This window comes from Mesorhizobium sp. LNHC221B00 (assembly GCF_000502935.1).
GTDB classification, from domain to species: domain Bacteria; phylum Pseudomonadota; class Alphaproteobacteria; order Rhizobiales; family Rhizobiaceae; genus Mesorhizobium; species Mesorhizobium opportunistum.
Genome location: NZ_AYWR01000031.1, coordinates 1 through 13,181, shown reverse-complemented (window position 1 = coordinate 13,181; position 13,181 = coordinate 1). Strand labels below are relative to the sequence as shown.

Here is a 13,181-nt window from a genome sequence, read left to right as displayed (position 1 = left end):
GCCGGGCTAATGCGTCAATAGAGCGCCCAAAACGGTGACTATCAGAAGACCGAAAAAGCCGTAGACAACTGGATGTCTCTCTACGTGCCCGACTCCGTCACTCACAATTTTAGCTACACTGTTTGAAGGCTTGATAACCTCAATATCTGATTGTGGATATTGAGCGATGGCTGCACGTTCCTTTTCGAAGGCGCCTGCGGCGTGGTTGTGCACATCCACCAGCTGTGCTGCAAGATGCGCATCCATCATGGCTTCCAACTCTGAAACGTCAACCGTGCCGCGGACTTGCGCCGCGTCTGCTGCTTCAAGCGCCAGATAGTATGGTTGCTTATTTGCTGCAATTTGTTCCGGAATTGTTTTGGTACCAGGAAGGCGATACCCTAGCCTCGCACATAGTATCAGATAAGAGACAATCCGGGCCGTCCGGCCATTCCCGTCAACAAACGGGTGAATCCAGTTCAATCGCCAGAGAGCATAAGCAGACAGGTGAATAGCAGATTTCCCGTCCCAATTTTTTTCTATATAATCGCAGAATTCTTCTACTAAATCAGGCACTTGATCGGATGAAATGGGCAAATGCCCACTTCCTGTTATTTTGATATCTCCCGGCCTGAAAACGCCTGCATATTTGCTTAGCCTTTCGAGTGCAATTCTGTTTAGGCGTAAGATCGTAGATGGCCGAAGCTTATACCGAGGATTCCCAATCCATTTGCGCAACTCAGACATCGCCCCGTCGAATTGACGGAGCGTATTTTCAGCTTCTATCCTCGCAATCTCTTGAGCGTCTGTGACGAGCAAAGGATCGTCAGCTTCGCTCGATCTGTCATTCGTCATTCGGCGCTTTGCTCAATCGGACAGCCGCTTCATCGATAATATCGCGAGTTATATCGTTGTTTTCTATTTTAGCTGATCCGTAGGCAAAACTGCGGCGCTGCGCCTCTTGCTCCGTCTCTGACATTTTGACCGCGCGGGATTTTTCGATAAGTTCCTGTAGGTTACGCGTCATTGTAGTCTCCCTGCGAATCCGGATATTAACGCAACATTAAGGCATTCATAGCCGTAAAATTTCGGTTAATTAGGAAAATTTTCAGGCATCTTTCTTGGTCGGTGCGACGCGCAGCGCCAGCTCGCGAAGCTGCTGCGGGCTCGCTTCCGAAGGCGCGTTCATCAGCAGGTCGTAGGCCTGCTGGTTCATCGGGAACATGGTGATCTCGCGCAGGTTCTTCGCTCCGACCAGCAGCATGACGACGCGGTCAACGCCGGCAGCCATGCCGCCATGAGGCGGCGCGCCGTACTGGAAGGCGCGGTAGAGGCCGCCAAAGCGCTCCTCGACCGTGGCACGGTCGAGCCCGACCGTCTCGAACGCCTTGACCATGGTTTCGGGCAGATGGTTGCGGATACCTCCTGAGGCGATCTCGAAACCGTTGCAGACCATGTCGTACTGGAACGCCTTGATGCCGAGCAGGTCCTCGCCGTTCAGCGCATCGATGCCGCCCTGCGGCATCGAGAACGGATTGTGGGCGAAGTCGATCTTCTTCTCCTCCTCGTTCCATTCGAAGAACGGGAAGTCGACGATCCAGCACAGTTCGAAGCGCTCGCGGTCGACAAGGTTCAGTTCCTCGCCGGAGCGGGTGCGTGCGGCACCGGCGAAGGAGACGAATTTCTTCGGATCACCGGCGACGAAGAAGGCGGCATCGCCATCGGCGAGGCCGAGCTGTAGGCGGATCGCCTCGGTGCGTTCCTCGCCGATGTTCTTGGCGAGCGGACCGGCGCCTTCGAGCTTGTCGCCCTCCTTGCGCCAGAAGATGTAGCCCAGCCCCGGCTGGCCCTCGCCTTGCGCCCAGGAGTTCATGCGGTCGCAGAAGGCGCGGCTGCCGCCGGTCTTGGCCGGAATGCCCCAGACCTCGGCCTTCGGGTCGTTGGCCAGGATGTTGGCGAACACCTTGAAGCCCGAATCGCGAAAATTGTCGGAGACGGCCTGCATCTCGATCGGGTTGCGCAGGTCGGGCTTGTCGGAGCCATATTTGCGCATGGCGACATCATAGGGGATGCGCTGGAATTTCTGCGTCACCGGCTTGCCGTTGGCAAAGGTCTCGAAGACCCCGCGCATCACCGGCTCCATGGTCGACAGCACGTCGTCCTGCTCGACGAAGCTCATTTCGAGGTCGAGCTGGTAGAATTCACCGGGCAGACGGTCGGCGCGCGGATCCTCGTCGCGGAAGCAGGGCGCGATCTGGAAATAGCGGTCGAAACCCGACACCATGATCAGCTGCTTGTACTGCTGCGGCGCCTGCGGCAAGGCGTAGAAAGTGCCGGGATGGATGCGCGACGGCACCAGGAAGTCGCGCGCGCCTTCCGGCGAGGACGCGGTCAGGATCGGCGTCGAGAATTCGGTGAAGCCGACATCGGTCATGCGCTTGCGCATCTCGGCGATGATTTTCGTCCGCGCCACGATGTTCTTGTGCAGCGTGTCGCGGCGCAGGTCGAGGAAGCGATACTTCAGCCTGATGTCCTCGGGATAGTCCGGCTCGCCGAACACCGGCAGCGGTAGTTCCTTGGCCGCCGACAACACCTCGATCTCGCGGGCGAAAATCTCGATCTCGCCGGTCGGCAGGTTGGCGTTCGTGGTTTCTGGCAAGCGCGCCTTGACCTCGCCGTCGACACGGATCACCCATTCGCCACGCACGGTCTCGGCGACCTTGAAGGCCGGCGAATCCGGATCGGCGACGATCTGGGTAAGGCCGTAATGGTCGCGCAGATCGATGAACAGCAGGCCGCCATGGTCGCGCACACGATGCACCCAGCCCGACAGGCGAACGGAAGAGCCGACGTCGCTCTTTCTCAACTGGGCACAGGTGTGGCTGCGGTAACGGTGCATGGTCATTGGTAAAGTCCGGGGTGCTGGGTTGCAGGCCGAAGCATCAAGCCCGGCCTCAAAATTTGCGCGAAAAGCGCATGGGAGGCCGGATTTGTCAAGGCAAGCGAGCGCAGCTGCCTGTTTCGACATCCCTTGTCGAAGCCCGGGTCGAAGCCCGGGCGAAACTCGAAATCAGGACACCCCGTTGGCGGATGCGCGGGCGACGGTTTCAAGCCAAGTGGATTTCAACGCCCTGACGTTCGAATTCCGCAAGGATACTGGCCGGCGCGGTCTTGTCGACGACCAGATGGCGGATCGCTTCGGGGCCGGTGACGCGATAGGCCGATGCGGTGGCCAGTTTGTCATTGGTGGCGGCGATGACGATGCCGCCGCTGTTCCTGGCCATGGCCCGCTTCACCTCGGCTTCCGCCGAATCGAAAGCGGTCACGCCTCTTGTGGCATCGAGACCGCAGGAGCCGAGGAAAAACAGATCGGCGCCAAGCTGCGCGACGGCGGCCAGCGTGTCGCCTCCGACGCAGGTGCCGAGTTCGCGGTCGAACCTTCCGCCCAGCACGATCAATTCGACCAGAACGTGATCGGACAGGGCCGAGGCGACGCCGAGCGAATTGGTGGCTATGGTGAGCTCGAGGTCACGCGGAATGGCCTTGGCGATCGCGGCATTGGTGGTTCCGCCATCGATGAACAGGCTCTGCCCGCTGGAGAGCAGAGCCACCGCCGCGCGCGCCAGCCGCATCTTCTCCTCGACGGCATGGCTGCCGCGCAGGCTGATCGACGCCGCGGCGAAAGGTGCGGGCGCGACCGCGCCGCCATAGACGCGGCGGCATTGCCCGGCCTTCGCCAGTTCCCTCAGGTCGCGCCGGACCGTATCCTCCGATACACCGAAGCGGGTCGCCAGTTCGCCAGCCAATACCCGGCCCTCCGACGCAAGCCGGTCGCGAATGAGTTGGTGCCGTTCATCGGTCAGCATTGCACATTCCTATATTTTTATGCGCGTTCTTGCATGTTCTGCATGATTATGCAAGAAGTCGGTGCATCGGGCAGTCGAGCAGACCAGCCGCAGCTCCTCTTTCCTTGAAGGCATAGCGATGACCCTTGGCCTCAGCCTCTCCCCTCAACACCGGGTCTATGCCGGGTTTGCGATCTATTCCTTTGCCATGGGCAACATCTTTCCGCGGCTGCCCGACATCAAGCACGCCATGGGTATCGAGGACGGCACGCTCGGCCTCAGCCTGATCGGAACGCCGATCGGCACCTTGACGGCGCTGACGCTTGCGACGCCGCTGCTCGAGCGCGTCGGCTTCCGCCGCGCCCTGCTTGCCTTGATCCCGCTGGTGGCGCTTGCCTATGCCATCGCCGTACATGCGCCGGGTCCGCTGGCGCTGTTCCTGATGCTCTTCCCGGTCGGCCTGATGATCGGCAGCGTCGAGATCATGCTCAATGTCGAAGCCGACAGGACGGAATTCCTGCTGAAACGCCGGATCATGAACAGGGCGCATTCGTTCTGGAGCATGGGCTTCTTCGGCGCCGGCCTATTTGGTGCAGCACTTGGGCATCTCGGTGTGTCGGCACAACTGCACCTGGCTATTGTCGTCCCCATGGTCGCGATATCCATGGCGCTGTTTCTCGGCGGCTACCAGCCGGCACCGGCCCGTTTCGCCAGCACCGGCGACAAGGCGCCCACCTTCGCGCGGCCAACGCTGCCGATCCTCGTCCTGGTGGCGGTGACGCTTTCGGCGATGCTGATGGAGGGCGCCAGCATCGACTGGTCGGCGATCTATATGCGTACGGTGTTCGAAGCCGGCCCTTTCGTTGCCGGTTTCACCGTGGCGCTGTTTGCGTTTTCGCAGGCGACCACGCGCTTCTTCGCCGACAGCTTCGTCGATCGTCACTCGCCGAGCGGCGTGGCGCGGGTGCTGCTGGCCTGCATGGCGGCCGGCGTCTTCATCGTCTTCCTGTCGCCTGCCCCGCTGTTGTCCATGCTCGGTTTTGCTCTTCTGGGCATCGGCACCAGCGCCCTCTTCCCGCTGGCGATCTCGGCGGCCGCGCAGCGGACAGATCGGCCGGCGGCAATCAACGTCGCGGCGCTGTCGCAGATCTCCTTCGTCGCCTTCCTGCTCGGGCCGCCGCTGCTCGGCTTCGTCTCGGACCATTGGGGCATCCGCTCCGCCTTCGGCATCGGCATTCCGTTCATTGCGCTCAGCCTGCTGACCGCCGGCGCGCTTGGCCGACGGGCGCCTTCGGAGAAGGCCGCTACGCCATCAAACGAAGCACCTGACCTGGCGCGGCGGAAAATACCGGTGCGGACGGGCGAGGCATGAACGGCTCTCCGGCACGGCCGACGGCGACCTGAGGAGCACGCGCCCTGTCGGCGACCTGGAATTGCCGCTGGCATTGACCAGGGCAATGGTTCAAGAAGGGATCACCGATACGTGATCGTCCTTTTGCATGTCTTCCATCCGCCCCTTGATCCCGCTTCTTCTCGCCGCAGGCATCCTGCTCGGCGGCAATGGGCTGCAGAGCACGCTGATTGCGCTGCGCGGTGCGCAGGAAGGGTTTTCCGCCTCCGATATCGGCCTGATGGGCACCTTCTATTTCGCCGGATTCCTGCTCGGCTGCCTGGCCATCACCCGCATCATGAAGGCGGTCGGCCATATCAGGGCGTTTTCGGCGCTGGCGGCGATCGCCTCGGTCGGCACCTTGCTGCTGGTGCTGGTCCTCGATCCGGTGATGTGGTGCGCGGTGCGCTTTGCCGGCGGCTTCTGCTTCGCCGGGCTGTTCACGATCGTGGAAAGCTGGCTCAATTCCGGCGTCAGCAACCACGACCGCGCCCGCGTACTGGCGATCTACCGGATGGTCGATACCGGTTCGGTGACCGGCGCCCAGTTCCTGATCCCGGTCTTCGGCGCCGGCGGCTTCACCATCTTCGCCATCATGTCGATCATGATCACGTTGTCGCTGGTGCCGGTTTCCCTCGGCGACCGATCCAATCCGACGCCACCGGAGGAGGTCAAGCTCGACCTGGCGCGCGTCTGGCGGATTTCACCGCTGGGCTGCTTCGGCTGCATCGCCGTCGGCGTCACCAACAGCGCGTTTCGGACACTCTCACCTGTTTATGCCGAGCAGATCGGCATGTCGGTCGCCGACGTCGTCACCTTCGTCAGCGTCGGCATCTTCGGCGGCGCCATCATCCAGTATCCGCTGGGCTATCTCTCCGACCGCTGGGACCGACGCCGGGTGCTGTTGATGACCACCTGCTGCGCGATGCTCTCGGCCCTGGCGCTGGTGTTCATCGCCGGCAGCAACCCCGCGCTCAACTTCGTCATCATCTTCATCTTCGGCTGTTTCGCCATGCCGCTCTATTCGCTGTCGGCGGCGCATTCCAACGACCGCGCCGACACTGGCGAGTTCGTGCTGATCAATGCGGCGCTGATGCTGTTCTACTCCTTCGGCGCCATCGGCGGCCCTTTCGCCGCCTCGACCGCGATGCAGTATTTCGGGCCGAGCGCGCTGTTCGTGTTCAGCGCCATGGTCTACGCGATCTTCATCGCCGTCATCCTCTACCGCATGCAGGCCCGGTCCGGCGTGCCGGCGGGCAAGCGCAGCCGTTTCACCGCATTGTTGCGCACTTCCACCGTTTTCGCACGGCTGGCCAGAAGAAACGGCGATCCGGACGGTCCGGAAAGGCCGTGACGAGGGTGCCACGGCTTGACGAAAGCCTTCCCGGCTGAAATCTAGGAAGACCCTACTCCTGCCAAAAGCGATTTGATGCACGTCATCACCACCCAGAAAGAACTCGAGACCGCTCTCGCCGCTTTCGAAAAGTCGGATTTCGTCACCGTAGACACCGAATTCATTCGCGAGACGACCTTCTGGCCAATCCTGTGCCTGATCCAGATGGCCGCGCCCGGCGTGACGGCGCTGATCGATCCCTTGTCATCGGACATCGACCTGAGGCCGTTCTTCAAGCTGATGGCCAACGAGGCGGTGGTCAAGGTCTTCCACGCCGCTAGGCAGGACATCGAAATCATCGTCCATCTCGGCGACCTGGTTCCGCATCCCGTCTTCGATACACAGGTCGCGGCGATGGTCTGCGGCTTCGGCGACAGCGTTTCCTATGATCAGCTGGTGCAGCGCATCACCGGTGCGCGGCTTGACAAGTCGTCGCGTTTCACCGACTGGCGCCACCGGCCGCTTTCCGACAAGCAGCTCGATTACGCGCTGGCCGACGTCACCCATCTGATCGAGGTCTATCAGCACCTCAACGCCGAACTGGCGCGGGAAAACCGCGCCCACTGGCTGAACGAGGAAATGGACGTGCTGACCTCGCGCGAGACCTACGATCCACATCCCGAGGACGCATGGAAGCGGCTGAAGATGCGGCTGCGCAAGCCGCAGGAACTGGCGATCGTGCAGGCCGTGGCGGCATGGCGCGAGCGCGAGGCGCGCGAGCGCGACGTGCCGCGCGGCCGGGTGCTCAAGGACGACGCGATCTACGAGGTGGCGCAGCAGGCGCCGCGCGATGCTGCGGCCCTTGCCAAGCTGCGCACGACGCCGAAGGGCTGGGAGCGGTCCTCGACAGCGACGGCGCTGCTCGGCGCCGTCAACACGGCGCTGGCCTTGCCCAAGGAGCAGATGCCGAAGCTGCCGAAGAGTTTCCAGCCACCCGAGGGCTCGAGCGCTGCGGCGGAGCTGTTGAAAGTGCTGCTCAGGATCATCGCCGAACAGCAGGGCGTGGCCTCGAAAGTGCTGGCCTCCAGCGACGATCTCGACCGCATCGCGGCCGAAGGTGAGGAAGCCGACGTGCCGGCCCTGCAAGGTTGGCGGCGCGCCGTGTTCGGCGAGGCCGCGCTGAAGCTCGTGCGCGGCGAGATCGGCATCAAGTTCGACAAGCGCAAGATCGCGGTCTTCGATTTGTAGGAATAGCGTACCCCCCGCCCCGCTTTGCGGAGCGACCTCCGCCACAAGGGGGGAGGATCAGACTGTTCAAACCACCCCAAGCAAGTGCAGTGCGAACCAGATCCAGCCCAGCAGGACAACCACGGCACCTATAACGAAAGAGCGGTTGCGCAGCAGCAGGTTGTTGCTGGTCAGGTGAACCCAGGCGTGGACATAGCGCGAGGCGACGAAGATCCACATCAGCGCCAGCGTCAGATAGTTGACGCCGTTGGTGGCATGCAGCGTCAGGCACAGCACGTAGAACAGCACCGGCAGTTCGAACTGGTTGCTGAGATTGGCGGCGACCGTGGCGCTGGACGCCGGCTCGGTCGAGCGCATCTTGTATTGACCGACCTTGGCCTCTCCCGACTTGACCGCGCCATATCTGCGGCGGCCGAGGACACAGTAGACGATGTAGATCAGCAGCACATGCGCCATGACAGGCCAGAAGATCGCCGTCTGATTCATGACATGCCCCCTGCCCGGTAAATGCGCGCTCTTCGGTCCGGCATCAAGCCTGATGTTTCTGGCTCGCCAGCCAGAAAGCGGCAATGACGATCACCGGGATGGCGAGAAGCGCGAATTTGGTGACGATGAGAGCCGAAGCGAAAGACAGCGAATCCGGATTTGCCGACAGGAAATCGGACAGGAGACGCGCCACGGCGATGTTCTGGGCATAGTCGGCAAGCATATAGGGCATCACCAGGACCAGCGCGAAGATCGATTGCACCTGCGGCGGCAGCACGCGGAAATTCTTCAGGCGTCGGCCGATGGCCAGGATCAGGCTGATCAGGGTCAGCGACAGCAGCGCCGGAAACAGCAGATCGAAGGTCAGATAGTGCCAGACGAGAATGATCTCGCCGCCGCGCCGGCCGAGCGCCGTCAGCCAGGCCATGCCTTCGTCGGGCGTGAAGCCGAAAAAGCGCATGTCGAGCGACGGCAAACCGCCGCTCAACTGACGGAAATAGAAGAATTCCAGCCCCGTCATGGCGATAAAAACCGCGCCCGACAGGAAACAGAGTGCCGCGGCATGACGCGACAGCCGCAGGACCGCCACCGTCAAGCTGCGCCAGGTTCCGGAAGAGTCAGACTCCTCCGGGATAGTTCGGGCTTTCGCGGGTAATCGTGACGTCATGGGCGTGGCTTTCACGAAGTCCGGCGTTGGATATGCGCACAAAGGTGGCGCGGTCGCGGAAATCGGCAAGGTCGCGGCCGCCTACATAACCCATAGCGGCTTTCAGCCCGCCTGCAAGCTGGTGCAACACGCCAGACACAGGTCCTTTATAGGGAACCTGCCCTTCGATGCCTTCCGGCACCAGTTTCAGCGTGTCGCGCACCTCGGCCTGGAAGTAACGATCGGCCGATCCGCGCGCCATGGCGCCGACCGAACCCATGCCGCGATAGGCCTTGAAGGAACGGCCCTGGTGCAGATAGACCTCGCCCGGGCTCTCGTCCGTCCCGGCCAGCAGCGAGCCGATCATGGCGGCACTGGCGCCGGCGGCGAGCGCCTTGGCGAGATCGCCCGAATATTTGATGCCGCCATCGGCGATCACCGAAACGCCCGATTTATGCGCCGTCTCGACCGCCGACATGATGGCCGAGAGCTGCGGCACGCCGACGCCGGCCACGATACGGGTGGTGCAGATCGAGCCCGGGCCGATGCCGACCTTGACAGCGTCGGCGCCGGCATCGATCAGCGCCTGCGTGCCTTCCGCGGTGGCGACGTTGCCGGCCAGGATGCGCACCGAGTTGGAGAGCTTCTTCGCCCGCGTGACGGCGTCCAGCACGCGCTGCGAGTGGCCATGCGCGGTGTCGATCACCAGGAGGTCGACGCCGGCCTCGATGAGGCGTTCGGCGCGCTCGAAGCCATCGTCGCCGACGCTGGTGGCGGCGGCGGCGCGCAGGCGCCCCTGCGCATCCTTGGTGGCATGCGGGTTGAGCTGCGACTTCTCGATGTCCTTGACGGTGATCAACCCGACGCAATTGCCCGACTTGTCGACGACGACGAGCTTTTCGATCCGGTGCTGGTGCAGAAGCCGCTTGGCCTCGTCCTGATCGACATTCTCCTTGACCGTGATCAGGTTCTCACGGGTCATCAACTCGTAGACCTTCTGCGCCGGATCGGAGGCAAAGCGCACGTCGCGGTTGGTCAGTATGCCGACCAGCCGCCCCGTCTTGTGACCGCCGGTGCCGCCATTCTCGACCACCGGAATGCCCGAGATCGAATAGGTGCGCATCAGCGACAGCGCATCGGCAAGGGTAGCATCGGGCCCGATGGTGACCGGGTTGACCACCATGCCGGATTCGAATTTCTTCACCTGCCGCACCTGCTCGGCCTGCTCGGCCGGAGAGAAATTGCGATGGATGACGCCAATGCCGCCGGCCTGGGCCATGGCGATGGCGAGACGCGCCTCGGTGACGGTGTCCATGGCGGCCGACAGGATCGGCACGTTGAGGTCGATGTCGCCGGCAATGCGGGTGCGGACATCGGTTTCGCCAGGCATGACTTCGGAATGACCCGGCTGCAGAAGCACGTCGTCAAAGGTCAGCGCCAGTGCGCCGGTGGACGTTTCGATGATTTTTGCCATGGCCAGTCCTTAGAATGCATGAAAGGCGCTGGACCGGAATGGACAGCGCCGACTCGTTATTCCCTTTCAGGATTGGCGCTGGCTGGTAACACGTCGTGGCGCCGATGAAAAGCCGATCGTTGCGCCCGGCGCGTCTATTCGGCGGACTCTCCCACGAGAGCATTCAGCAAGGCATGGCGCGGCGATGCGAAAGGATTGACGACAGTTACCCCTCCCCATGTGAAGCCGTCCTGCAGATCTTCCGAAAGCAGCAGCCGGCAACCGGCTTGCGAGGCGGCGGAGAGAATGACCGCATCCCAGATGCTGAAGCGATGGTCCGTCGCCAGATCAGCCGCCATCATCATCACGTCCTGCGTTGTCGCGGCAACCGCAAACGCATCGCGCCAGCTCAGAAGGGCATCCCGGGCCTCGACAGGCGGTCTTGCGGACTTGCGGACGAGAACATTGTACAATTCACCAAGGACCTGAACGGGAATAATGGCGGCCTCTTGCGGGACCTTGCGCATCAACTCGAGAACGGTGTCGCGCTTCTCTACACCGTTGACCCCTTCGCATAGGCAAGGATATTGGTGTCGAGCGCGACCTTCACCGCTCGTCCTCGTAAAGCTCATCGCGGGTCCAGCGCCCGACATCGGTCGCAGGCTGGCGTTCGAGGCGCGACAGCAGCGCTGCGCGCGAGCGGGAGACCACCCCCTCTTGTTGATCCGCGGGCACGATCCGCGCCACGGGGCGTCCGTGACTGGTCACGACGTAGCTTTGTCCTTCGCGAACACCGCGCAGGATGAGCGAGAACTTGCGGTTGGCATCGGCTGCCGAAACGGCTTCTTCCATGATACGGCCTATATAGTAGTTATTATCACTACAATAATGAGGCGCACCGTCTTCCGCAAGCTTCCTCGTTGCCGCCCACCGCCCTGGAACGCGGCCGCCAGTCTCGCGGCATGCCAGGAGAGCCGTCGCCGTCTCGGCCCGGTCGCACAAAAGTGACAGCAAATTAACACGACATCGGTGTCCAGCCGTGATAACCGCCCCTTGTATCGGCTTGCCCCCTTTCTAGACAAGAAGTGGGCCGGAAAGAAAAAATCTGAAACGGCCACGCTCGTGAACCGCACCATTCCGCTCATACTGGCGGTCGCTCTTTTCATGGAAAACATGGATTCGACCGTGATCGCGACATCGCTGCCGGCGATCGCCATCGACATCCACACCAGTCCGATCGCACTCAAGCTGGCGCTGACGGCCTATCTGGTGTCGCTGGCGATCTTCATTCCGATCAGCGGCTGGATGGCCGACCGCTTCGGCGCAAAGACTATCTTTCGCGCCGCGATAGCGGTGTTCATCGCCGGCTCGATCGCCTGCGCTCTCTCCGGTTCGCTGCCGGCCTTCGTGGTCTCGCGGTTCCTGCAAGGCATTGGCGGCGCCATGATGACGCCTGTCGGGCGCCTGGTGCTGGTGCGCGCCACGCCCAAGAGCGATCTCGTCGCCGCCATGTCGTGGCTGACCGTTCCCGCATTGGTCGGTCCGCTCGTCGGCCCGCCGGTCGGCGGCTTCATCACCACCTACTTCACCTGGCACTGGATCTTCCTGATCAACGTGCCGATCGGCTTGGCCGGCATCTGGCTTGCCACCCGCTTCCTGCCGGAAACCGAATCGATGGAGACGCCGCCGCTCGATTTTGTCGGCTTCGTGCTGAGCGGGTTGGCGGCATCCGGCGTCGTGTTCGGCCTCTCGGTGGTCAGCCTGCCCTATCTGCCGCCGGCGACCGGCTTGATCACCGTGGCCGTCGGGCTGTTGTCGGGCGCGCTCTACCTGATGCATGCCCGCCGCGCGAAAAATCCCTTGCTGGCGCTCGACCTGTTCCGCAACCAGGTATTCCGCTCCTCCGTGCTTGGCGGCGGATTGTTCCGCATCGGCATCGGGGCCGTGCCTTTCCTGCTGCCGCTAATGTTCCAGATCGGCTTCGGGCTGACGCCGTTCCAGTCCGGCATGATCACCTTCGTCTCGGCGATCGGCGCCATCGGTATGAAATTCGTCACCGCGCTGATCTTTCGCGTTGCCGGCTTCCGCCGCGTGCTGATCGTCGGCTCGCTGGTGGCGGCGGCGTCGATCGCCATCAACGGCCTGTTCACCCCCGACACGCCCTATCTGCTGATGCTGGCCATGCTGTTGGTCGGCGGCTTCATCCGCTCGATGTTCTTCACCGGCGTCAACGCCCTCGCCTATGCGGAGGTTTCGGCCGAGGATACCAGCAAGGCGACACCGATCGCCGCCGTCTTCCAGCAATTGTCGATCGCGCTCGGCGTGGCGGTTGCCGGCGGCATCCTGGAAGTGTCGACGAGCATCCATGGCGGATCGCTGATGCTGGCCGATTTCCACCTCGCCTTTTTCATCGTCGCGGCAATTTCGGCGGCCGCGTCGCTGTCGTTCATGCGGCTGGCGCCCGATGCCGGCAACGCCGTCTCCGGCCATGGCCGGCTGACCACGCCCAAGACGCTGGAACCGGTGAGATCGCCGGGGGAGTAGCTCCCTCTGCCTTCTCCCCTTGCGGGAGAAGGTGGATCGGCGCGATAGCGCCGAGACGGATGAGGGGTGTTCCAGCGGAGTGAAGCGTTGGTGAGAGGCGCAGTCGTGGCTTTGCAAGCATATCGCCAAGCTGGACCACCCCTCATCCGACCTCGCTTCGCGAGGCCACCTTCTCCCGCAAGGGGCTAGCGTGGGCACACATTTGCTTCGGGCTCATGTTTGTGAGGCGAGAACGAAGCCGTCTACGATGGCGTTGA

General features: G+C 62.5%; 12 protein-coding genes and 1 pseudogene. 4 read left to right on the top strand and 9 right to left on the bottom strand.

Translation table 11 applies throughout. From position 1 onward, the window contains the following. Nucleotides 1–6 precede the first annotated feature (6 nt). The 4 genes from X741_RS1000000169140 to X741_RS140060 form a co-directional block, all read right to left on the bottom strand. Entirely contained in the window at nt 7–834 is an 828-nt protein-coding gene (locus tag X741_RS1000000169140; protein ID WP_084018905.1) for a Fic family protein, read from the bottom strand. Then, nucleotides 824–1,006: a hypothetical protein gene (locus X741_RS140050; RefSeq protein ID WP_023780302.1), complete on the bottom strand. Its 183-nt coding sequence runs from the start codon at nt 1,004–1,006 to the stop codon at nt 824–826. Before X741_RS140050 ends, X741_RS1000000169140 begins: the two co-directional genes overlap by 11 nt. An 81-nt stretch (nt 1,007–1,087) precedes the next feature. Then, nucleotides 1,088–2,884, bottom strand: a complete 1,797-nt coding sequence (gene aspS / locus X741_RS140055; RefSeq protein ID WP_023780301.1) for an aspartate--tRNA ligase — start codon at nt 2,882–2,884, stop codon at nt 1,088–1,090. Between the two features lie 202 nt (nt 2,885–3,086). After that, nucleotides 3,087–3,845, bottom strand: coding sequence for a DeoR/GlpR family DNA-binding transcription regulator (locus tag X741_RS140060; protein WP_023780300.1), 759 nt, complete (start codon nt 3,843–3,845; stop codon nt 3,087–3,089). 118 nt (nt 3,846–3,963) lie between these two features. On the opposite strand from X741_RS140060, the gene X741_RS140065 reads away from it, so the two are divergent. The 3 genes from X741_RS140065 (at nt 3,964) to rnd (ending at nt 7,795) form a co-directional block, all read left to right on the top strand. Beyond that, on the top strand, nt 3,964–5,196 hold the full coding sequence (locus tag X741_RS140065; RefSeq protein WP_023780299.1) for an MFS transporter: 1,233 nt from the start codon (nt 3,964–3,966) through the stop codon (nt 5,194–5,196). A gap of 127 nt (nt 5,197–5,323) precedes the next feature. Continuing rightward, nucleotides 5,324–6,568, top strand: a complete 1,245-nt coding sequence (locus tag X741_RS140070) for an MFS transporter (RefSeq protein ID WP_023780298.1) — start codon at nt 5,324–5,326, stop codon at nt 6,566–6,568. 75 nt (nt 6,569–6,643) lie between these two features. Then, nucleotides 6,644–7,795 carry a ribonuclease D gene (gene rnd, locus X741_RS140075; RefSeq protein WP_023780297.1) on the top strand — a complete coding sequence of 384 codons (1,152 nt, stop codon included), beginning with the start codon at nt 6,644–6,646 and terminating at the stop codon, nt 7,793–7,795. 66 nt (nt 7,796–7,861) lie between these two features. Here the strand turns inward: rnd and X741_RS140080 are convergent, their stop codons facing one another. The 5 genes and pseudogenes from X741_RS140080 to X741_RS140095 all read right to left on the bottom strand — a co-directional run bounded on the left by X741_RS140080 (nt 7,862) and on the right by X741_RS140095 (nt 11,232). Next, entirely contained in the window at nt 7,862–8,281 is a 420-nt protein-coding gene (locus X741_RS140080) for an MAPEG family protein (protein WP_023780296.1), read from the bottom strand. Between the two features lie 43 nt (nt 8,282–8,324). After that, nucleotides 8,325–8,876, bottom strand: coding sequence for a hypothetical protein (locus X741_RS140085; RefSeq protein ID WP_023780295.1), 552 nt, complete (start codon nt 8,874–8,876; stop codon nt 8,325–8,327). 22 nt (nt 8,877–8,898) lie between these two features. Beyond that, nucleotides 8,899–10,401, bottom strand: a complete 1,503-nt coding sequence (gene guaB, locus X741_RS140090) for an IMP dehydrogenase (protein WP_013896037.1) — start codon at nt 10,399–10,401, stop codon at nt 8,899–8,901. Between the two features lie 134 nt (nt 10,402–10,535). Continuing rightward, nucleotides 10,536–10,990: pseudogene (locus X741_RS03730) on the bottom strand (PIN domain-containing protein). Then, the gene (locus X741_RS140095; RefSeq protein WP_013896039.1) at nt 10,987–11,232 is read right to left on the bottom strand and encodes a type II toxin-antitoxin system prevent-host-death family antitoxin; all 246 of its coding nucleotides are present in this window, start codon (nt 11,230–11,232) and stop codon (nt 10,987–10,989) included. Before X741_RS140095 ends, X741_RS03730 begins: the two are co-directional and overlap by 4 nt. 270 nt (nt 11,233–11,502) lie before the next feature. On the opposite strand from X741_RS140095, the gene X741_RS140100 reads away from it, so the two are divergent. Then, nucleotides 11,503–12,924, top strand: coding sequence for an MFS transporter (locus tag X741_RS140100; RefSeq protein WP_031250578.1), 1,422 nt, complete (start codon nt 11,503–11,505; stop codon nt 12,922–12,924). Nucleotides 12,925–13,181: the final 257 nt, after the last annotated feature.

Bases quoted from the DNA above. Each gene is read 5' to 3' on its own strand.
- X741_RS140095 (WP_013896039.1), bottom strand. From the start codon at position 11,232: ATGGAAGAAGCCGTTTCGGCAGCCGATGCCAACCGCAAGTTCTCGCTC.
- aspS (WP_023780301.1), bottom strand. From the start codon at position 2,884: ATGACCATGCACCGTTACCGCAGCCACACCTGTGCCCAGTTGAGAAAG.
- X741_RS140070 (WP_023780298.1), top strand. From the start codon at position 5,324: ATGTCTTCCATCCGCCCCTTGATCCCGCTTCTTCTCGCCGCAGGCATC.
- X741_RS1000000169140 (WP_084018905.1), bottom strand. From the start codon at position 834: ATGACGAATGACAGATCGAGCGAAGCTGACGATCCTTTGCTCGTCACA.
- rnd (WP_023780297.1), top strand. From the start codon at position 6,644: ATGCACGTCATCACCACCCAGAAAGAACTCGAGACCGCTCTCGCCGCT.
- X741_RS140060 (WP_023780300.1), bottom strand. From the start codon at position 3,845: ATGCTGACCGATGAACGGCACCAACTCATTCGCGACCGGCTTGCGTCG.
- X741_RS140065 (WP_023780299.1), top strand. From the start codon at position 3,964: ATGACCCTTGGCCTCAGCCTCTCCCCTCAACACCGGGTCTATGCCGGG.
- X741_RS140050 (WP_023780302.1), bottom strand. From the start codon at position 1,006: ATGACGCGTAACCTACAGGAACTTATCGAAAAATCCCGCGCGGTCAAA.
- X741_RS140080 (WP_023780296.1), bottom strand. From the start codon at position 8,281: ATGAATCAGACGGCGATCTTCTGGCCTGTCATGGCGCATGTGCTGCTG.
- guaB (WP_013896037.1), bottom strand. From the start codon at position 10,401: ATGGCAAAAATCATCGAAACGTCCACCGGCGCACTGGCGCTGACCTTT.